Here is a 20,306-nt window from a genome sequence, read left to right as displayed (position 1 = left end):
AAAGCGATATCGAGGGGCTGTTCCAGGGCGAACAGTTCGAACTGAAAGAAGCCGAGGTCAACGCGCCCAGCTTCATCAACAACGCCGGTCGCTTCCTGCCGTCCGGCTGTCCGTCGCCAGAGGCCATGAATCTGCGCTCAAGCGGTGGCCGCACCCTGCAAATCAAGTACGAACCCCTCTGCCGGGCGGCTACGGACATGTCCTGGCTGATCGTGGCTTTCACCGCAATGTTCTGCGCCGTCTATGTGGGCCGCGCCTTTGGAGGTGCCTGATGCATTTTTACTACCTTGCCATGCTGGCCGTGATGATCGTCAAACCGCTAGTGATGATGGTTTTGCGGGTACTTGGCATCGGAATGGTCAGCTACCTCGGCATTAACTTCGTGATCGGCGAAGCCAAGGATTACATGCTCACCAACATGGGCAACGTCGCACAGTCGATTCAGCTGATCCTGGGGCTGGCGAAGATCGATGTCGCACTGAACATGTACTTCGCTGCGATTACTACGCGCCTGGTGTTGAGTGGCATCGACAAGCTTGCCGATCGCCGCACCAAGCTCGGCAACGTCACTACCTTCACGGCCTGATCCCATGCTCATTATCCGCACGGGCAAGCCGGGGCACGGCAAGACCCTTAACACCATCCGCGAAGTCGACCAGAGCGCCCACGCCCAAGGGCGCGTCGTCTATTACCACAACATCAACGGCCTCAAACCCGAACAGCTCAAGGCGAGCTGGTTCGTGTTTGAAGATCCGGAGAAGTGGTTCGAGCTACCGGCCGACGCGATCATCGTGGTCGATGAGGCCCAAGGCTGGTTTGGCTCACGCGATCCCAGGGCACGGCCACCGGAGCACATCACCCGCTTCGAGACCATGCGCCACCAGGGCCACGAAGTGCATCTGGTGACTCAAGACCCGCGCTACCTCGATGTTCACCTTCGCCGCCTGTGCAACTCGCATATCCACTACTGGCGCGTCTTCAAATCCTCCCAGCTGCTGCGCTTCGAATCCGAAGTGGTGGTGGAAAAGGTCGAGGTGAAATCCAGCTTCAAGGATGCCGACAAGAAGTCGCTCCGGCTGGATAAGAAGTACTTCGGCGCCTACACCAGCACGAACGCTAAGCACCACTTCCAAACGAAGGTGCCGACCAAGTTCCTGCTGGCCGCGGCGGTGATCATCGGTGCTGGCTTTCTCGTCTACCGCGCCTATGCGCGCTATGAGGAGGAAAAGACCGCGCCGGAAGCAGCAGACCAGATCAGCGCGCCGATTGAATCTGAAAGCATGGTCGATCAGGCAAAAAGCGTAGTTGGCTCCTTCATCAACCCCATCGGTGGACAGGGCCAGGAACAGCCGCAAACGCTCGAGCAGTACTTAGGATCTCGGGTTCCTCGAATTCAGGATGTGCCCGGCTCCGCACCGATCTATGACCAGCTGAACACCCCGCAGTCCTTCCCCAAACCCATCTGCATCGCCACCACCGACCGGGATCTGATAGGCCGCAACCGAAGGCGAATGAGCATCGGTGACACCGATGACGGGCTGACCGGCTGCCGCTGCAATACCCAGCAAGGCACGTTGCTGGAGGTGTCGTTCGAGTTCTGCATGACGGTTGTGCAGAACGGCTATTTCGACCCGACCAAGCCCGACCGAGGCTCGATGCAGGACCAGAACCGAAACAACCAGCTACCGGCTCCGCAGCTGGCAGCACAACCACGCCAGGACCAGAACGAAGCCCAGGGGACCCGTTTCACTCGCGTGCCGTACGAGAAGGGGCAATTCCTGTGGTGAAGACCGTCAGCGCGTCCTTGGCACGCACGGCGAGGCACGAGCCGGCGTGCTGCGCGCGCTGACGTCCCTGTAACACGTCATACAAATTCTAGTGAGCAACCAGAGTAATCCATAGTAAAGGGGAAAAAGGAATGGCAAATAAGGACTTCAAACGCATCGACATCCTGACCGGGTTGGAAGATGCCCATAGCCGACTATTCGTCGATCCGAGCACGGTCCAGTTTGTGGATCTTTCATCCGTTCGCCTGCTCCGCTGTGGCGTCGATACAGTTCGCCAGTTGTATCGCGGGCTGATTCGACCGGAAATCATGGCGTTGTTCGAGAGACCGGGCGCTTTAGTCGAGTTCGCTGGGCAGATCTGGCATTCCGGACGGGTAGGGCGGGACTCGGGCTACCAGTACAAGCTGCAAAACGCTGATCTCGGCTTCATCCTGCTCATCAAGAACTTCAACGCCAAGCTCGACAGCATCGGTCCGCACCTGAAAATCGAGGTGTCACCCCATGCCATCGACACGCTGTCGCCTGAGCGTCTGCAAGAGCGCATGGATTATTACGCTGCAGCAGTGCTGACCCATCGAGAGCGTAACCAGTGTGCCGTTCACCTGGCGCTAGATCTGCAGGGCTGGAAGCCTCCGGTTGATCTGGTAGCGCGCTTGCACTGTCGCGCCAGAACGCACCGCGACATCACTGGCATCAACCAGATCGAGTGGGCGACCAAATCCAGCGTTTACGGTCGTGGGGAAACGTCCATGTTCGGTTCTGCTGGGGGCGTCCAGCTCTGCATCTACAACAAGACCGAACAGGCCCGTGCTACCGACAAGCTGGACTTCTGGGAAAGCGTCTGGCGTCGTCGTGATTCCTTCGATCTGGCTGATCCTGACAACTACGACCCGAACGCGGACGTTTGGCGTGTCGAGCTGCGTTACCACCATTCAATCATTCAGCAGTTCGCCAGCGGTTCCGTCGACGTGAAGACCGGAAAAGCCATCGAGACGGATTCCTATGCCGCTTTCTCGGCTCATCTGGACGGCCTATGGCGGTACGGCCTCGGTCAATTCAAGCTGCTTGCACGCCCTGGGTACTTTGAGCCGATCTGGACGCTTATGCGTGATGACGTGCGGGTCGACGTGGCGGTCGATTCCCTGATCGATGACACCGAATACAAGCGCTACTACAAGACCAGCCGTGGATTCAGCGGCAAGAACGTGGAACTGTTCCTGGGAAACTTCGTAAGCCTACTAGCAAGGGAGCGGGTGGGCGCTAAGCAAGCTTTTGACCGGTTGCGCGAGTGGGAATGCTGGCCGGTGATCCGTGATCACTATGCGTCCAAGGATATGACGGAACGTGATCTGTACAAGCACATCAAGAACCTGCTCCAAGAGCGTCATGTTCGATGGGGTAGGGCTGTATGACGGCCCGAAAAGACGGCAAAACCTGGACCGCCGACTTCTACGAGAATGGCCGGGCAGGGCGGCGTATTCGCAAGAAAGGATTTCTGACGAAGGCAGCAGCTCAGCGCTATGAATCCGAGTTCTTTGCGACCTTCAAGCTGACAGGCCGACCGCTCGATGACCGCCTCTCGGACTTGGTAACACTGTGGCACACGCTTCACGGCTGCTCGCTGAAAGACGAGAAAACACGACTGTCACGAACGCTCGCGATCGCTGAACGGCTAGGTGACCCTCTGGCCTCTGAATTCGATGCCCTGGCATGGGCACGCTATCGTCAGCTCAGACTCAAGGAAGCTTCTCCGCATACGGTCAACCACGAACAACGCTACCTGTCCGCCGTGTTCTCCGAGCTGATCCGCCTTGGCGCCTGGGTGGGTAAGAACCCGCTAGCCAGCATCCGCCAGATCAAAACCGACCAAACCGAGCTGACCTTTCTGACGCTTCCACAGATCCGCCAGCTGCTCGATGAGTGTCGCCGGTCGACCAACAACCACACCTATCCGGTTGCGCTTCTGTGCTTGGCTACGGGCGCTCGCTGGGATGAGGCGGAATCCATCTCCCGTGCAGCTCTATTCGGTGGCAAGGCGCATTTTCACCGGACAAAGAACAGGCAGTCTCGGTCCGTACCGATACCGAAGGAGGTCGAGGAAATAGCGTTGAAGCTCGGGATGCCCGGGAACGGACGGCTGTTCATGACGTGTCGATCTGCATTCCGAGGTGCTTACAAACGTTGTGGTTTCGATACACCAGGGCAGCTAACCCATATCCTCCGGCACACCTTCGCCAGTCACTACATGATGGCCGGCGGTGACATTCTCAGCCTGCAGCGAATCCTAGGGCACTCGTCGATCACCATGACGATGCGCTATGCCCATTTGTCACCGGATCACCTGGAGTCAGCCCTACGGCTTTCGCCACTGGCACAGGCTGGGCATTCGATTGGCGCGTCTTGACGACTTTACCAATTGGTATATGATTCATTAACGCTTAACGTTAAGGATTAAAGCGTGATTCTGAGTTTCAGGTGTGATGAAACCCGAGCGTTGTTCGAGTCAGGAGGCTCCCGGCGTTGGGGAAACATCCTGAACGTCGCGACCAGAAAGCTCGCGATGCTCAATGCGGCAACGGAGCTGCGAGATCTACGCTCCCCGCCGGGCAACAGGTTGGAAGCATTGCAAGGCAACCGGGCAGGGCAACATAGCATCAGGATCAACGACCAGTGGCGGATCTGCTTTGTCTGGACAGACGCAGGCCCCACACAGGTTGAGATCGTCGATTACCACTGAGGAGGTGGCTACATGGCAATTAACGGCATGCGCCCCGTTCACCCTGGTGAAGTGCTGCGCGAAGAATTTCTAGAGCCGCTGGGCATCACTCCCGCTGCGCTTGCTCGTGCGCTACGTGTATCGGCCCCAACCATTAATGACATTGTGCGTGAGCGTCGCGGGATAACGGCTGATACCGCTATCCGCCTGGGCCGCTACTTCGATACATCCGCACAGTTCTGGATGAACCTGCAGTCGGACTACGCTCTAGCGACTACCTATGCAGCGAATGGCGAAGAGATCGAGCATGAAGTCGAGCCGCTGCGAGCTACTGGTTAACCACGTAGGCGCGGTGTAGTCATCCTGTAGTCACTGAGCACAACAAAAAAGGGCCTACCTTTCGGTAAGCCCTTGTTTTGTTTGGTGGCTACGCAGGGACTTGAACCCCGGACCCCAGCATTATGAATGCTATGCTCTAACCAACTGAGCTACGTAGCCAAGTGGCGCGCATTATTCGCGCCGCGCAGTTGTGTGTCAACCCTCCTGGTGCGCTTTTTCTGCCTGCTTTTTCAAATGCTTATGCCGCCGGTCCGACCGTTACCGGTGCGCTGTCGATCAAGCCCAATTTCGGCGCGAACGCGAGGCTGACCAAGTGCCCGTTGCGTACCAGCGTGGCGTTCTGTTGGATCTCCTTGATCAGCCAGCCGCAGCCAGGTTGGCGGCGAGGAGGTCGCGCTTGGTGGTCATGCTCAGGGCTCGCTGGACGGGGCCCGTCGGGCTAACGTCAAGTGCTGCAGCCGCTTGGCTGTCTACTTCTGCGTGATCGTACTAACCGCGCGCATCGGCTGTTTTTCCGATTACTGAGCGAGTGCCAGATCCAGCCGGCCTGTGCGCGTCACGGATGACCGGTCCGAACGATGCCGGGTCGGGCCTGCCTAACTTTGGAGACACACCTGCGAGGAGATCATCATGCTCAGCACTACCCATCCAAGCGATCCTCCCCTGTATCCCTGGCTGGCGGACGAATCGCCAATGAACGACCTCGACGACGCCGAGAGTGATACCGAGCTGGACGATGGCGGCGTTCTGCCGGACGAGGTACTTGAACAATTGGAAAAAGAGCCGCCACCGCCGGATCCGATGCCTGACCCAGGCGTGATGTAGCGGTTCGCTTGCCTCCAGCTGCAGGACCCGGCAGTGTCGAGCATCGCCAAAGGCTCTCCAATCGCGAGGGCCGTTACACGCAGCGGGATGTCGTAGCTTGCACGCATCTGGGGTGTTGGTGGGGCGGACTGGTCCGCGGGCCTGGTGCTTCTCTAGATCAGAACGCCAGCTTTTGACTGCGCGCATACGGGCCAAATATCGGGCACACGAACCGCAGGGTTCGTTCCGCTAAAACTCTATGCGCTCGGTCACTTGTCTGCTCGTATCAGGACGGTTGTGCCGTCCCGAGAGGCGAAGTCCAGATGGGCCTGTTCCCGTTGTGATGTTTCGATTTCGAATACGACTGTTATGGGGTAAAAGCTCCGAGGTACCCTGCTTGAGGGCAAGTCGTGAAGTGGTGCGTTTCTGTGATGTTGGCCCTCTCAACTACTTGTCGATACCGATACGCAGCCCGTTCGCTGGAGGCGTAGCAATGCCTCCCCCCTTTGCTCAAGAGACGTAACGCATGAACAGGCGGTTATTGGTTGCGGTCCTGCTGATTGGCTTGCATGTGTTCGTCGGTGTCACGGTGATCCCTGATCTTGCGCTTGGGCTGTTCGGCAGCGTTTTAGCGTGGGGCTATCTGGTGCTTTCGGCTGTACTAATGCGCTACGGCGTGCTGGTGCGAGGGGCGGGCAGTGCGCTGCTGGCGTGGACTGGATTGCTGGCGATGGGAATCTTTTCCAGCCTGGCGATATTCGCATTGCTGCGAGCCTTTGCATTGGTGTTGGCTTCACTGCTGGGCTGGGAGTCGGCTGCAATTGCGCAGGGCTCGGCGCTGGCGGTCCTAGTCGCGGTTGCAGCCGTTACCCTGTTCGGCGTGCTCAACGCCCGGCGCACGGCTCGAGTAGTCGTGCGCGACATCGCCTTGCGAGATCTTCCGCCGGCACTGGAGGGTTTCAGCATTGTGCAGCTCAGTGACATCCACGTTGGGCCGACAATCAAACAGGGATATATCGATGCGATTGTCAGGCGGGTCAATGGACTTTCTCCCGATCTGATCGTTATCACTGGCGATCTTGTAGACGGCAGTGTTGTCGATCTGGCCGATGACATTGCGCCGTTGGCTCAACTGAGCGCCCGTCATGGCACTTACGTAGTGACCGGCAACCACGAATACTATTCCGGTGCCGACAGCTGGATTGCCGAGTTTGAGCGGCTGGGTATGGCAGTGTTGCTCAATCGTCATGTTCAACTCGAACACGACGGTGCTCGCTTGGTATTGGCTGGCATCGCCGACTATTCAGCTGAGCTGTTCCGGCCCAGCCATCGAAGCGATCCGATCGCTGCGTTTGCGGGCGCGCCCGATGACTTGCCGCGCTTACTCTTGGCGCACCAGCCGCGTTCGGCTCAGGCGGCAGTTGAGGCTGGCTGTGATCTGCAGTTGTCCGGCCATACGCACGGCGGCCAATTTTGGCCGTGGATGCATTTTGTGCGCTGGCAGCAGCCCTGGGTGGCGGGGCTGCAGCGCGTTGGTGACATGCAGATCTATATCAGCCGTGGCACAGGTTACTGGGGGCCGCCGCTGCGCTTCGGGGCGCCGTCGGAGATCACCCGGATTCGTCTGGTCAGGGCTGTTTGACTGATGAGCTAGCTCGCTAACAGCTCGCGGCGCAGTAGTACGTAGTCCTGACCCTCCTGTTGCCCACGGCGCGTCGGATTGCGCGTGCAGTGTGCGGCAAAGCCGGCATCGACAAATCGGTACGGCAGGTGCTCGTCACGACCGGCGGGAATGCCGAGGCGGGTGGTCTGGATTATGTCCGGGCGCGCACCAATGTCATCCAAGCGTAGTTTCGTAGGGTCCATGCGCTGGGCATTCCACTCCGTTACCTTCAGCCCCAGCGCCTTGCATAGCAGCGTCTGGCCAGAGCAGAGGCGGGTCAGGGGACGTGGGCCTCCCGCGGCGGCGGGGCTGTTAGTGCGCATGCGTTCGATAGATTCTTCGCATGACAGCGAATCGACCCAGGGGTATCCGGCCTTGATGCAGACCGCATTCCCATCCCCCTGTACGCTGAAGTTCAGTGAGTCCCCGCCACGCGAGTAATACAGATAGAGATGGCCGGCCGGCATGAACATGGCGCGCCGCGAGGGGCTGTGGCCGAGCGAAGAGTGGCTGGCTTTCTCGTCGATGTAATAGGCCTCGGTCTCGATGATGCGCGCCGACAACCACAACCCGTCGACGCAGTGGCGAATTACGGTACCGAGCAATGCCTGAGCGACAATTTGCGCGTCCCGGTTGAAAAAGGTGTCGTCGAGGTGCTGTAGCGGTGGTTCGGTGAGGCTGTTCATCAAGGCTCCGGCTTCGGCAGGTCTGCCTGTTCCGACCGCACAAGCGGGGCGAATATTCCGCGCTTGATCAACAGATTCCGTACCGGTCGTCAGCCGAATGTTTGAAAGCGGACGCTTCCCCGAATTTTTACAGCGACGACTTCTTACCTCGGAACACAAAAAAGCCTCGCGTGAGCGAGGCTTTGAGCGCGGCAATCAATGAATGCCAATGTGGCAATTTCGCTTAAACATTGAAGCGGAAGTGCATCACATCGCCATCCTTGATGATGTATTCCTTGCCCTCCAGGCGCCATTTACCGGCTTCCTTGGCACCGGCTTCGCCTTTGTACTGGATGAAGTCGTTATAGGCGACCACTTCAGCGCGGATGAAGCCTTTCTCGAAATCAGTGTGGATTACGCCTGCGCCTTGAGGGGCTGTAGCGCCGACTTTCACAGTCCAGGCGCGGACTTCCTTCACGCCAGCCGTGAAGTAGGTTTGCAGGTTAAGCAACTCGTAACCGGCGCGGATCACGCGGTTCAAGCCGGGCTCTTCAAGGCCGAGGGACTCAAGGAACATGTCCTTTTCTTCACCATCGTCGAGCTCGGCGATCTCCGCTTCGATCTTGTTGCACACCGGTACCACGAGGGCGCCTTCTTCGGCGGCGATTGCCTTGACCACATCCAGGAGCGGGTTGTTCTCGAAGCCGTCTTCGGCCACGTTGGCGATGTACATGACCGGCTTGCTGGTGAGCAAGTGGAAGCCCTTGGCCAGTTGAATATCATCATCGCCCAGCTTCTTCAAGAGCGTGCGGGCCGGCTTGGCTTCGGTAAAGTGGGGGATCAATTTTTCCAGCAGCTCTTTCTGCGCTACGGCTTCCTTGTCGCCGCCCTTGGCGTTGCGGGTCACGCGCTGCAGTTGCTTTTCGCAGCTGTCGAGGTCGGCGAAGATCAGTTCGAGTTCGATAATTTCGATGTCGCGCTTGGGATCTACCGAGTTGGAGACGTGGATGACGTTTTCGTCTTCGAAGCAACGCACCACGTGGGCTATCGCATCGGTCTCACGGATGTTGGCGAGGAACTTGTTGCCCAGACCTTCACCCTTTGAAGCCCCTTCGACGAGGCCGGCGATGTCGACAAATTCCATGGTGGTCGGCAGGATTCGCTCGGGCTTGACGATGTCTGCCAAGGCCTGCAGGCGAGGATCGGGCATCGGCACGATGCCACTGTTCGGCTCGATGGTGCAGAAGGGGAAGTTTTCCGCAGCGATTCCGGACTTGGTCAGTGCGTTGAACAGGGTGGACTTGCCGACGTTGGGCAGGCCGACGATGCCGCAATTGAATCCCATGGTGTCTTGCCTCGGTGTTGGCTGGCAGCTCTGCGCTACCGGCGTTGCCAAACTGCGTTAAACGGCTTCGTGATGCGCTGTAGTGCAAGCCTTCCGCTCAGCCGTTGCTTTGTCTTGCGTTCCTGCGTCGAGTTCGATCAGGCCTTCTGGCTGTGCAGACGCTGCATTGCACGCGTCCAGTCACCGGCGAGAATTTCGGGTAGCACGTCGAAGGTGAAGTCGATGCTGGCGTCCAGCTTTTCGCGCTCGGCCTGGGGCGCTCGGCCCAGTACGTAACCGGTCACCAGGCTGCTATGACCTGGGTGGCCGATGCCCAGCCGCAGGCGGTAGAAATTGTTCTGATTACCGAGCTTGGCAATGATGTCGCGAAGCCCGTTATGCCCGCCATGGCCGCCGCCTTGTTTGAGCTTGGCGACGCCGGGGGGCATGTCGAGCTCATCGTGGGCAACCAAGATGGATTCGGGGGGAATTCGGAAAAATCCGGCCAGTGCCGCCACCGCTTGACCGCTACGGTTCATGAAGGTGGTGGGGATCAACAGGCGGACGTCTTCGTCTTGGTGGCGAAACTTGCCGACCAGGCCGAAATACTTGCGATCGACGCTGAGATTGACGCCCTTGTGGGCAGCCAGACGCTCAACGAAAAGGGCCCCTGCGTTATGCCGGGTCTGGTCGTATTCAGGGCCTGGGTTACCCAGGCCGACGATCAGTTTAACGGCAGTCACGACAGAGGCCCTTCCTCAGGTGATGGCGAGTGGATTACTCGGCAGCGCCTTCTTCTTTCGGAGTGTCTTCCTTGTTCACGCGCGGCGCGTGAACGTTGGCAACCGGCAGATCGCTGCCGTGTGCCAGGGCGACCAGCTCAACGCCGTTCGGCAGCTTGAGGTCGGTCATGTGCAGTACCTGACCGACTTCAACGTTGGCCATGTCGACCTCGATGAACTCAGGCAGATCCTGCGGCAGGCAGGAGACTTCCACTTCGTTGATGTTGTGCAGGATCTCGCCGCCTTGCTGCTTAACGCCTACCGAAGTTTCCTGGTTCAGGAAGTGCAGCGGTACGGTAGCAGTCAGCTTGTGACCTTCGACGACACGGACGAAGTCAGCGTGCAGAACGAAGCCTTTGGCCGGATGACGCTGCAGCGCCTTGATCAGAACGGATTCGTTCTGGCCGTCGACGTTCAGGGTCAGTACGTGGCTGAAAGAGGCTTCGGTTTCCAGCAGCTTGGTTACGTCTTTCAGCAGCAGGCTGATGGATTGCGGAGCCTTGTCACCACCGTAGATTACGGCTGGAACGAGGTTGGCGTTACGACGAAGGCGGCGGCTCGCACCTTTCCCCAGGTCGGAACGCACTTGGGCATTCAGAGTGAAATCAGTCATTGTGTTTCTCCAGGATAACAACGCACCCGAAACGCTCGCGACCAGCGCTACCGGGCGGTTGGGCAAAAAGCCCCGCACGAGGCGGGGCACATTTTCGTTCTGCGCAAAGGGCTAAGCGTATGGCTTAGCGGAACATCGCGCTGATCGATTCAGCATTGCTGATGCGGCGAACCGCTTCAGCCACCATTGGCGCAATGTCCAACTGGCGAATACGGGTGCAGGCTTGCGCCGCTGCGGACAGCGGGATGGTATTGGTCACGACCAGCTCGTCGAGGACCGAACCTTCGATATTCTCGATGGCGCGACCGGACAGAATTGGGTGTGTGCAATACGCGAAGACCTTGGACGCGCCATGATCTTTTAGAGCGGTTGCGGCATGGCACAGGGTGCCGGCGGTATCGACCATGTCATCGACGAGGATGCAAGTCCGGCCTTCGATATCACCGATGATGTGCATCACTTCGGACTGGTTGGCCTTCGGACGACGCTTGTCGATGATCGCCAGATCCACACCCAGCGATTTGGCGACAGCACGAGCTCGTACCACACCGCCGATATCGGGGGAGACGATCATCAGGTTCTCGAAGCGCTGAGCCTGTATATCGTCGACCAGGACCGGCGAACCGTAGATGTTATCTACCGGCATGTCGAAGAAGCCCTGGATCTGGTCTGCGTGCAGGTCGACCGTGAGTACACGGTTAACGCCGACCACATCGAGCATGTCAGCCACGACTTTAGCGCTGATCGGCACGCGTGCGGAGCGCGGACGGCGATCCTGACGGGCATAACCAAAGTAGGGAATGACGGCTGTAATGCGAGTGGCGGAGGACCGGCGGAAGGCGTCTGCCATCACAACCAGTTCCATCAGATTGTCATTGGTGGGGGCACAGGTCGGCTGAATCAGAAAGACGTCCTTACCACGAACGTTCTCGTTGATCTCGACACTGATTTCGCCGTCGGAGAACTTTCCGACGTAGGCGTCACCGAGAGGGATATGCAGCTGACGTACAACACGCCGGGCCAGGTCGGGGTTGGCGTTCCCCGTGAAGACCATCATCTTGGACACGCGCAGTACCTGCCTGAGGGTGGATCCGATGAAACAAAAAGCTGTTCAAAAGGCCAGGCGTTTTGAACAGCTCTCGTGATGTTTGGCAGGGGCGGCTGGATTCGAACCAACGCATGCCAGGATCAAAACCTGGTGCCTTACCGCTTGGCGACGCCCCTGTAGATGTAACCCTGAAAGTGCTTGTTCGGCTGTATTAACCCCGAAAGGTTATGGCAGGGGCGGCTGGATTCGAACCAACGCATGCCAGGATCAAAACCTGGTGCCTTACCGCTTGGCGACGCCCCTGTAACCTACAACCTCTAACCACTTGCTTCCTGTGCCAGCTGCGCAAGCTTTCGGTGCAACATCGAAATATTGCGGCCTTGAGCGACGAATGCTGGTAAATCGGCTGGAAGTTGGCGGCAAACTTTATCAGCCTCACCCTTGTTTGGGAAGCTCCCAAACACACAAGCTCCAGTGCCGGTCATTCTTGCTGGAACAAATTTGTTCAACAAGCTCAAAGCGTTACGAACTTCTGGGTAACGCCTCTCGACTACCGGCTGACAGTCGTTATGACCGCCCCCTGCAAGAAGGCTGCGAACTGTAATGGCCGGGGTATTGCGTGTCAACTCTGGGTCGGAAAATATTTCCGCTGTACTAACAGAGACTTGCGGGGCGATTACGAGGTACCAGGGTTCGTTCAATTCGACCGGTTGCAGGCGTTCACCAACCCCTTCGGCAAAGGCTGCGCGGCCTCTAACGAATACCGGAACATCAGCACCCAATGCCAAGCCAATCTCCGCCAGCGTGTCTTCGCCCAAGTGGGTCTGCCAGAGGTGATCGAGGCCAAGCAGGGTGGTGGCCGCATCGGAGCTTCCACCGCCAATACCGCCGCCCATGGGCAAGTGCTTGCTCAATTCGATGTCAGCGCCTTGAGCGCAGCCGCTGTGCGTTTGCAGGAGGCGTGCAGCGCGCACGATCAGGTTGCTGTCATGGTCGACGCCCGGGAGGTCCGTATGTAATCGGATCTGTCCATCGGCTCGAGGTCTGAACGTCAGCTCGTCGCCATAGTCGAGAAACTGAAAAAGCGTCTGAAGCTCGTGGTATCCGTCGGCGCGGCGGCCGAGGATATGCAGCATGAGATTGAGCTTGGCTGGCGCGGGGAGTGTCAGTGCGAGCATCAGTGTCCGAGCTGGCGCGGTTGCCAGTCCTTGACCACCAATGTGATTTTCAGGTCACGACCTGCCAATTTGATGCGATTTGGCAGCGGATAACCGTCCTCCTCGGTATAGCCTAGGTACTGAACATCCCAGCCATCTTGCTTCAGGTTGGCTAGCTGCCCGTTGGCGTTGAGGGCGATGCGGCTGCGGCTGTCCGGAGCCGGCAGGCCGCGTACCCACCAGAGCAGGTTGGAGACGGGTAGCTGCCAGCCCAGCTGGCTTTCAACCAGTGCTTCCGGCGAATCGGCCTCGAAGCGTCCCTGGCCGGCGACTTCCAGCGCCACCGCATCGGGGCGTCCCGTCAGGCGCGTAGCGCCCCGACCTAAGGGGCCGGAGAGACGAATATCGAAATAATCCTGGCGCTGCAGCCAGAACAGGGTGCCGCTGCCCGAATCCTGCGGTGCCTGAATACCTATCTTGCCGCTGATCTGCCAGCCATCGATCTCGCTGATATGGGCTTTATGGGCCTTCCAGTCTTCGGCATTGCCGGGGCCTTCAACTGACTCCTGCGGACCGAGGCCGGCGCAGCCAGCTAGCAGCAAGGCGAGGGTGGGGGCCAGCAGGTTACGCATCAGCTTCATGGGTCAGGGTTTCTCCGAGCCTGTCAGTCGTTTGATGGTGTCACGCAGGACTTGGCTGTCGGGCTGCGCCTTCAAGGCTTTCGCCCAGATGGCCCGCGCCTCTCGCTGATCACCCGAAGCCCAGAGCACCTCGCCGAGGTGAGCGGCGACTTCATGGTCGGCAAAGCGTTCATAGGCTTTGCGCAATTGTGTTTCGGCTTCTTCGAGATTGCCCAGGCGGTAATTGACCCAGCCGAGGCTGTCGAGGATGGCGGCGTCATCTGGGTTCAGTTGGTATGCCTGCTCAATGAGAGTTCGAGCTTCATCGTATCGGTCAGTGCGGTCTGCAAGCGTATAGCCGAGAGCATTGATAGCCATGGCATTGTCTGGCTCGCGCTCGATGATGTAGCGCAGGTCTCGCTCCAGCTGAGCGAGGTCGCCGCGCTTTTCGGCAATCATCGCTCGGGTATAGAGCAAGTTCAGGTCGTCCGGAAACTCAACCAGCGCCTGTTCCGCCAGTTTCCAGGCTGCTTCGATCTGTTGCTGGCCGGAAAGCGCTTCCAACTCGATGAGGTACAGCTGTATGGCGTAATCGGGCTGCTCGTCCCGAGCGCTTGCCAGCAGCTGTGACGCTTCCTGGTTGCGGTCGAGGATGAACAGCAGCTCCGCCTGCATCAGTTTCGCCGGCAAATATTCGCTGCCTGGGCCGACCTTGGCGAACGCGGCCAGTGCCTGCTCGTGCTTGCCCAGCTCACGGTAGGCTCGGCCCAGATTGAAATAAGCGGCGTCGAGATGGCTCCCGCGCTCGATCAGTTCCTCTAGATAAACAATGGCTTCACGCCAGGCTTGCGCTTCGAGGCATACCAGGGCCATCGAGAAGCGCAAGTCATCGTCGCTTGGGTATTGTTGAACCAGCGTGGCGAATTCACCCATGGCTTCGTCGAACCGATCCTGTTCCACCAGCAGCCGTGCGTAGGTCAACCGCAAGCGCTTGTCTTCGGGGTGCTGGCGGAGGCTTTTTTCCAATAGCGGCATGGCTTCATCGGTGCGCTCCAAAACCTGCAGCAGACGAGCCTGGAGCAGAATCGACGGGATCTGCTGCTCGCTGGCTGGTTGCTCCTCGAGCAGCGCGAGTGCTTCTTCAGGGCGAGCGTCCTGCTGCAGCAGTACAGCCTTGCCGAATTTCAGCTGGGGATTGTCGGGATGCTTTGCCAACAACTGGTCGAAACTCTTGAGCAGCCCGGTGCGCGTGTCCGGATCGGTTTCAGCGGCGGACAGCGCTAGGAAGTCAAAATGCGTGTCGCCCTGACCCCGGAGCACCTTTTCCATGAACGAGAGGGACTCTTCGTAACGCCCTGAGCGCGCCAGCTGAACGGCTGCAGCTCGCTGGGCGTCGAGATTGTCCGGTGCATTGTTCGCCCAAATGATGGCCGTATCGAGCGCCGCTTGGTCGGCGCCCAGGTATTCGGCGATGCGGAAACCGCGCTCCGCGACGCCGGCATCCTGCGTCGCGTTGGCCTGCTGGACATAGGTGCCCAAGGCGATATCGAAGCGATTTCGCTGGCCAGCCAGTTCTGCCACCAGCAACGCATACAGGGTATCGCCGCTGAACGAGCCATACTCGTTTGGGCCTTTTGCCACAGGCTCCGCCGTGACCTCCTCGATCGGCGGGCCGCTGTCCGGCGTGCTCTGCATGAAGCTTTGGCAGCCACCGAGAAATAGGACGGCGCTGAGGGCGAGGAGTTTTTTCATAGGGAACATTAGGCTGGTCTGCGGTCGCGGCATGATGACACAAGCGACCAGGCAAGCACACGGCTCGGCTTTGGCCCAGTATTTTGTGGGCTTGGTCCGTTACAGACAATGTCTGGCAATGGTTGTTCTGAGGCAGGCGAAGTAGGAGAATCGCGCGCTCCGTTTTCGAATCAGCGATCCTGCATGGCTTTCCTCGCGCTTGGCATTAATCACAAAACCGCATCGGTGGACGTGCGAGAGCGTGTGGCGTTCACGCCAGAACAGATGGTCGAGGCGCTGCAGCAGCTGTGCCGTGTCACGCCCACGCGTGAAGCAGCGATTCTATCGACCTGCAATCGCAGCGAGCTTTACCTGGAGCAGGAGCAGCTCGAGGCCGAGACGGTGTTGGCCTGGCTGGCCAACTATCATCGGTTGAACCTCGACGATCTCAAGGCGTGTGCCTATGTGCACACCGACGACCAGGCGGTTCGGCACATGATGCGTGTTGCGTCCGGTCTGGATTCGATGGTGTTAGGTGAGCCGCAGATTCTCGGGCAGATGAAGTCCGCCTATGCTGTGGCGCGTGAGGCCGGTAGCGTGGGGCCGCTGCTGGGGCGCCTGTTTCAGGCCACCTTCAGTACCGCCAAGACGGTCCGCACCGACACCGCGATTGGTGAAAACCCGGTCTCGGTCGCCTTCGCTGCGGTCAGTCTCGCCAAGCAGATCTTCGCCAACCTCGATCGCAGCCAGGCCTTGCTGATTGGCGCTGGGGAGACCATCACGCTGGTTGCTCGACACCTGCACGAGCAAGGCGTCAAGCGCATCGTGGTCGCCAATCGGACACTCGAGCGCGCCAGCGCATTGGCCGAGCAGTTCGGCGCCCATGCGATCCTACTCGCGGATATACCGCTGGAGCTCTACAACAGCGACATCGTCATCAGCTCGACCGCCAGTCAGCTGCCGATTCTCGGCAAAGGCGCAGTCGAACAGGCGCTGAAGAAGCGCAAGCACAAACCGATGTTCATGGTGGACATTGCAGTACCGCGTGACATAGAGGCGCAGGTAGCTGATCTGGATGACGTCTACCTCTATACCGTCGATGACCTTCATGAGGTGGTGGCCGAGAATCTCAAGAGCCGGCAGGGTGCGGCTCAGGCCGCCGAAGAGCTGGTCGCCGTCGGCACCGAAGATTTTATGGCGCGCCTGCGTGAGCTGGCGGCGGTGGATGTGCTCAAGGCCTATCGACAGCACGCCGAACGTCTTCGTGATGAGGAGTTGTTGCGTGCCCAGCGGCTGCTGGCCAATGGAGGTACGGCCGAGGACGCGTTGGCACAGCTGGCGCGGGGACTGACCAACAAGTTGCTGCACGCGCCGAGCGTTCAGCTTAAAAAACTTTCTGCCGAAGGGCGTGTTGAGGCACTGAGCATCGTCCAAGACCTCTTCGCCCTGCAAGACAGCACGGACAAACCATGAAAGCGTCGCTGCTCAACAAACTCGATACTCTGCAGGACCGCTTCGAAGAGCTGACAGCGTTACTGGGTGACGCTGAAGTGATCAGCGATCAGACCCGTTTTCGCGCCTATTCGCGCGAGTACGCTGAAGTCGAGCCAGTCATCGCCACCTATCGCGAATTCCTCAAGATGCAGTCCGACCTTGAGGGTGCTCAAGCATTGCTCAAGGACAACGATCCGGATGTTCGCGAGATGGCGGAGGAAGAAGTCGCCGAAGCACGCGGCAAGCTCGAGGCGATCGAGGCTCGGCTGCAGCGCATGCTTCTGCCGAAGGATCCCAAGGATGGGCGTAACGTCTTCCTCGAGATTCGCGCTGGCACCGGTGGCGACGAGGCAGCGATCTTCTCTGGCGATCTGTTTCGTATGTATTCCCGCTACGCCGAGCGGCAAGGCTGGCGCGTCGAGATCTTGTCCGAAAGCCCGGGTGAACACGGCGGCTACAAGGAAGTGATCTCGCGAGTCGAGGGCGATAACGTATTCGCCAAGCTCAAGTTCGAGTCGGGCGCGCACCGGGTTCAGCGCGTACCCGAAACCGAATCCCAGGGACGTATCCATACCTCGGCCTGCACCGTTGCGGTCCTGCCGGAGCCGGACGAGCAAATTGCCATCGAAATCAATCCGGCTGACCTGCGCGTCGACACCTACCGCGCCTCCGGAGCTGGCGGTCAGCACATCAACAAGACTGATTCGGCGGTGCGTATTACCCACTTGCCCAGCGGCATCGTCGTGGAATGCCAGGAAGAGCGCTCGCAGCACAAGAACCGTGCTCGGGCCATGGCCTGGTTGGCCGCCAAGCTGCAAGATGTGCAGGACAGCGCGGCGCACAAGGAAATTTCCGATACGCGCAAGTTGCTGGTGGGCTCGGGTGATCGTTCCGAGCGTATTCGGACTTACAACTTCCCACAGGGACGCGTTACGGATCACCGCATCAACCTGACGTTGTATTCGCTCAATGAAGTGGTCAGCGGCGCAGTAGAGCAGGTGATCGAACCGCTGCTGCAGGAATATCAAGCCGATCAGCTTGCTGCGCTGGGCGACTGACCGCTCGCTTATCGGCGAATCCTTCCGGTTGTCGATGGCGGCGTACCACTGAGTCCTGGAAACCCGAACATGGCGACAATCGATTACCTGCTGCGTGCCGCCCAGCTGCCCGACTCGCCGAGCGCCAAGCTCGATGCCGAGTGGCTGCTCGCAGCCGCGCTGGGCAAAGGGACAAGCTATCTGCGCACCTGGCCTGATCGCGAGGTGCTACCCGAGGTCGAGACTCGCTTTGCGGCTTACCTTGAGCGTCGTCGGCTTGGCGAGCCGGTGGCTTACATTCTGGGCCGCCAGGGATTCTGGAGTCTCGATCTCGAAGTGGCGCCACATACCTTGATTCCGCGACCGGACACCGAACTGCTGGTTGAAACGGCGTTGGAGGTGCTTCCAGCTGGCCCGGCGAATGTGCTCGATCTGGGTACGGGGACCGGTGCGATTGCCCTGGCGCTTGCCAGTGAGCGCTCCACTTGGCGGCTTACCGGAGTGGACCGCATCAGCGAAGCCGTTACGCTGGCCGCCCGTAATGCTCAGCGACTTGGGCTCGGCAATGTGGGGTTTATCGAGAGCCAGTGGTTCTCTTCGCTCGCAGGCCAGCGTTATGGATTGATCGTCTCCAATCCGCCCTACATTCCCGCCAGTGATCCGCATCTTTTGCAGGGTGACGTGCGCTTCGAACCGAGCAGTGCGCTGGTGGCGGGAGGAGATGGACTGGATGACATCCGGCTGATCATCGAGCAGGCGCCTACTCATCTGCTTCCGTCCGGCTGGTTGATATTGGAGCACGGTTACGATCAGGCGGTGGCGGTGCGGACCCTGTTGTTCGATGGCGGTTTCGTCGATGTCGCTAGCCGCAAGGATTTCGGTGGCCACGAGCGTGTCAGCTTCGGGCGGCTGCGATGAACCCAATGAGGAGTGGTGCATGCTGAGCGATGACGAGCTGCTGCGTTACAGCCGGCAGATCTTGCTGAGACAAGTTGATATCGAAGGCCAGCTCAAGCTTAAGCAGAGCCGTGTGCTGATCGTCGGGCTTGGCGGGCTTGGTTCGCCCGTCGCGTTGTATCTCGCCGCCGCCGGTGTCGGTGAACTCCATCTGGCGGATTTCGATCAGCTCGATCTGACCAATCTGCAGCGGCAGATTGCTCACGACACGCCATCGGTGGGGTTGCACAAGGTGGACTCGGCAATGGCTCGCCTATCTGCGCTCAACCCTTTGGTCAAGCTGGTGCCACACCGCGCCGCGATGGATGCCGACACGCTTGGTGCCGCTGTGGCAGCAGTCGACCTGGTGCTGGATTGCACGGACAACTTTGCGGTTCGTGAGGCTGTGAACGCAGCGTGTGTAGCGGCCGTGAAACCGCTGGTGAGCGGCGCGGCCATACGGCTCGAAGGGCAGCTATCGGTGTTTGACCCTCGGGTCGAGTCCAGCCCCTGCTATCACTGCCTCTACGGCCATGGCACTGAGGCTGAGCTGACTTGCAGCGAAGCTGGCGTGCTCGGGCCTGTCGTCGGGATGGTGGGTAGCCTGCAGGCGCTTGAGGCAATCAAGTTGCTCGTCGGTTTCGGTGAGCCTTTGATTGGCCGCCTGCTGTTGGTGGATGCGCTGTCCAGTCGTTTCCGCGAGCTGAAGGTCAAGCGCGACCCGGCCTGCGCAGTCTGCGGAAGCGGCCGTGTCTGACAATGGCCCGATTGGGGTTTTTGATTCTGGTGTGGGCGGGCTGTCGGTGCTCCGGGAGATTCGTGCCCGCCTGCCTCATGAGTCATTGCTGTATGTGGCGGACAGCGGTCACGTCCCCTACGGCGAGAAAAGCCCGGAGTTTATCCGCGAGCGCTGCCGGGCTATCGCGGGTTTTTTGCTTGGGCAAGGTGCCAAAGCGCTGGTGCTGGCCTGCAATACCGCAACGGCCGCAGGGGTGTCGGACTTGCGAGAGCAGTATCCGCAACTGCCGTTGATTGGGATGGAGCCTGCCGTTAAACCGGCCGCCCAGGCAACCCGCAGTGGGGTGGTGGGCGTGCTGGCCACGACGGGCACCTTGAAGAGCGCTAAATTTGCGGCGCTGCTCGACCGTTTCGCCAGCGACGTGCGCGTCATCACGCAGCCATGTCCGGGCCTTGTCGAACGTATCGAAGCGGGCGAGCTCGCTACGGCAGGCACCCGAGCGCTGCTTGAGAGCCTGGTCCGGCCATTGATCGAGCAGGGCTGCGATACGCTGATTCTCGGTTGTACCCACTATCCTTTCGTAAAGCCGCTGCTGCGCGAAATGCTTCCCCCTGGGGTCGCCCTGGTCGATACCGGTGCCGCGGTCGCGCGGCATATCGAGACCTTGCTAGCGGCCAGCGGCCAGCTAAGCGACGGTAAAGCCATTGTACGCTTCTGGAGCAGTGGCGATCCCCGGCGATTGGCATGCATTCTACCGGTACTTTGGGGCGAAAACGGTACAGTTTCATACTGTTCTGTTTAGGAACTCCCCGCGCAGGCAGGCCTCTGTATTGGGTGATACTTAACAAAGA

Annotated in this window: 22 protein-coding genes and 3 tRNA genes; 14 read left to right on the top strand and 11 right to left on the bottom strand. The window is 59.4% G+C overall.

Annotated features, from left to right (window positions below):
- The first annotated feature begins 8 nt into the window (after positions 1 to 8).
- The 7 genes from C1896_17070 (at position 9) to higA (ending at position 4,842) form a co-directional block, all read left to right on the top strand.
- A complete protein-coding gene (locus C1896_17070; protein AZZ47714.1) occupies positions 9 to 272 on the top strand; it encodes a hypothetical protein in 264 nt (87 codons plus the stop codon).
- On the top strand, positions 272 to 586 hold the full coding sequence (locus C1896_17065) for a hypothetical protein (protein ID AZZ46473.1): 315 nt from the start codon (positions 272 to 274) through the stop codon (positions 584 to 586). Before C1896_17070 ends, C1896_17065 begins: the two co-directional genes overlap by 1 nt.
- Positions 587 to 590: 4 nt before the next feature.
- Complete coding sequence (locus C1896_17060; GenBank protein ID AZZ46472.1) at positions 591 to 1,787, top strand: zonular occludens toxin; 1,197 nt, start codon at positions 591 to 593, stop codon at positions 1,785 to 1,787.
- Between the two features lie 131 nt (positions 1,788 to 1,918).
- Positions 1,919 to 3,199: a hypothetical protein gene (locus tag C1896_17055; GenBank protein ID AZZ46471.1), complete on the top strand. Its 1,281-nt coding sequence runs from the start codon at positions 1,919 to 1,921 to the stop codon at positions 3,197 to 3,199.
- Complete coding sequence (locus tag C1896_17050; protein AZZ46470.1) at positions 3,196 to 4,191, top strand: integrase; 996 nt, start codon at positions 3,196 to 3,198, stop codon at positions 4,189 to 4,191. Before C1896_17055 ends, C1896_17050 begins: the two co-directional genes overlap by 4 nt.
- A 54-nt stretch (positions 4,192 to 4,245) precedes the next feature.
- Positions 4,246 to 4,524, top strand: a complete 279-nt coding sequence (locus tag C1896_17045) for a plasmid maintenance system killer protein (protein AZZ46469.1) — start codon at positions 4,246 to 4,248, stop codon at positions 4,522 to 4,524.
- Between the two features lie 12 nt (positions 4,525 to 4,536).
- Positions 4,537 to 4,842 carry an addiction module antidote protein, HigA family gene (gene higA / locus C1896_17040; GenBank protein AZZ46468.1) on the top strand — a complete coding sequence of 102 codons (306 nt, stop codon included), beginning with the start codon at positions 4,537 to 4,539 and terminating at the stop codon, positions 4,840 to 4,842.
- An 82-nt stretch (positions 4,843 to 4,924) separates the two neighbouring features.
- Here the strand turns inward: higA and C1896_17035 are convergent.
- Positions 4,925 to 5,001 (bottom strand) — tRNA-Met (locus tag C1896_17035).
- Positions 5,002 to 5,472: 471 nt separating this feature from the next.
- On the opposite strand from C1896_17035, the gene C1896_17030 reads away from it, so the two are divergent.
- Together C1896_17030 and C1896_17025 are read left to right on the top strand one after the other, a co-directional pair.
- Positions 5,473 to 5,667 carry a hypothetical protein gene (locus C1896_17030; GenBank protein ID AZZ46467.1) on the top strand — a complete coding sequence of 65 codons (195 nt, stop codon included), beginning with the start codon at positions 5,473 to 5,475 and terminating at the stop codon, positions 5,665 to 5,667.
- Positions 5,668 to 6,172: 505 nt separating this feature from the next.
- Positions 6,173 to 7,288 (top strand): serine/threonine protein phosphatase, encoded by a 1,116-nt coding sequence (locus C1896_17025; GenBank protein ID AZZ46466.1) that lies wholly within the window; start codon positions 6,173 to 6,175, stop codon positions 7,286 to 7,288.
- An 8-nt stretch (positions 7,289 to 7,296) separates the two neighbouring features.
- Here C1896_17025 and C1896_17020 read toward each other — a convergent pair whose 3' ends face one another.
- The 10 genes from C1896_17020 to C1896_16975 form a co-directional block, all read right to left on the bottom strand.
- Entirely contained in the window at positions 7,297 to 7,995 is a 699-nt protein-coding gene (locus C1896_17020) for a DNA-3-methyladenine glycosylase (protein AZZ46465.1), read from the bottom strand.
- A 223-nt stretch (positions 7,996 to 8,218) separates the two neighbouring features.
- Positions 8,219 to 9,319, bottom strand: a complete 1,101-nt coding sequence (locus C1896_17015; protein ID AZZ46464.1) for a redox-regulated ATPase YchF — start codon at positions 9,317 to 9,319, stop codon at positions 8,219 to 8,221.
- Between the two features lie 137 nt (positions 9,320 to 9,456).
- Entirely contained in the window at positions 9,457 to 10,041 is a 585-nt protein-coding gene (locus C1896_17010; GenBank protein ID AZZ46463.1) for an aminoacyl-tRNA hydrolase, read from the bottom strand.
- Between the two features lie 34 nt (positions 10,042 to 10,075).
- Complete coding sequence (locus C1896_17005; GenBank protein ID AZZ46462.1) at positions 10,076 to 10,693, bottom strand: 50S ribosomal protein L25; 618 nt, start codon at positions 10,691 to 10,693, stop codon at positions 10,076 to 10,078.
- A 124-nt stretch (positions 10,694 to 10,817) separates the two neighbouring features.
- Positions 10,818 to 11,759, bottom strand: coding sequence for a ribose-phosphate pyrophosphokinase (locus C1896_17000; protein AZZ46461.1), 942 nt, complete (start codon positions 11,757 to 11,759; stop codon positions 10,818 to 10,820).
- An 83-nt stretch (positions 11,760 to 11,842) separates the two neighbouring features.
- Positions 11,843 to 11,917, bottom strand: a tRNA-Gln gene (locus C1896_16995).
- A 52-nt stretch (positions 11,918 to 11,969) separates the two neighbouring features.
- Positions 11,970 to 12,044, bottom strand: a tRNA-Gln gene (locus C1896_16990).
- Between the two features lie 14 nt (positions 12,045 to 12,058).
- The gene (locus C1896_16985; protein AZZ46460.1) at positions 12,059 to 12,919 is read right to left on the bottom strand and encodes a 4-(cytidine 5'-diphospho)-2-C-methyl-D-erythritol kinase; all 861 of its coding nucleotides are present in this window, start codon (positions 12,917 to 12,919) and stop codon (positions 12,059 to 12,061) included.
- Positions 12,919 to 13,539 carry a lipoprotein localization factor LolB gene (locus tag C1896_16980; GenBank protein ID AZZ46459.1) on the bottom strand — a complete coding sequence of 207 codons (621 nt, stop codon included), beginning with the start codon at positions 13,537 to 13,539 and terminating at the stop codon, positions 12,919 to 12,921. The genes C1896_16985 and C1896_16980 overlap by 1 nt, the downstream gene beginning before the upstream one ends.
- A gap of 3 nt (positions 13,540 to 13,542) precedes the next feature.
- Complete coding sequence (locus tag C1896_16975; GenBank protein AZZ47713.1) at positions 13,543 to 15,270, bottom strand: hypothetical protein; 1,728 nt, start codon at positions 15,268 to 15,270, stop codon at positions 13,543 to 13,545.
- A gap of 183 nt (positions 15,271 to 15,453) precedes the next feature.
- Between C1896_16975 and C1896_16970 the strand changes: the two genes are divergently transcribed.
- From C1896_16970 to C1896_16950, 5 genes are all read left to right on the top strand, one after another.
- Entirely contained in the window at positions 15,454 to 16,722 is a 1,269-nt protein-coding gene (locus C1896_16970) for a glutamyl-tRNA reductase (protein ID AZZ46458.1), read from the top strand.
- Entirely contained in the window at positions 16,719 to 17,801 is a 1,083-nt protein-coding gene (locus C1896_16965; GenBank protein ID AZZ46457.1) for a peptide chain release factor 1, read from the top strand. Before C1896_16970 ends, C1896_16965 begins: the two co-directional genes overlap by 4 nt.
- 69 nt (positions 17,802 to 17,870) lie before the next feature.
- Complete coding sequence (prmC, locus tag C1896_16960) at positions 17,871 to 18,698, top strand: peptide chain release factor N(5)-glutamine methyltransferase (GenBank protein ID AZZ46456.1); 828 nt, start codon at positions 17,871 to 17,873, stop codon at positions 18,696 to 18,698.
- A 19-nt stretch (positions 18,699 to 18,717) separates the two neighbouring features.
- Complete coding sequence (locus tag C1896_16955) at positions 18,718 to 19,473, top strand: molybdopterin-synthase adenylyltransferase MoeB (GenBank protein ID AZZ46455.1); 756 nt, start codon at positions 18,718 to 18,720, stop codon at positions 19,471 to 19,473.
- Entirely contained in the window at positions 19,466 to 20,257 is a 792-nt protein-coding gene (locus tag C1896_16950) for a glutamate racemase (protein AZZ46454.1), read from the top strand. The genes C1896_16955 and C1896_16950 overlap by 8 nt, the downstream gene beginning before the upstream one ends.
- Positions 20,258 to 20,306: the final 49 nt, after the last annotated feature.

This window comes from Pseudomonadaceae bacterium SI-3, from assembly GCA_004010935.1.
Classification (GTDB): Bacteria; Pseudomonadota; Gammaproteobacteria; order Pseudomonadales; family Pseudomonadaceae; genus Stutzerimonas.
The sequence above is the reverse complement of the archived record's forward strand: the minus strand, read 5'-3'. Positions and strand labels throughout refer to the sequence as shown.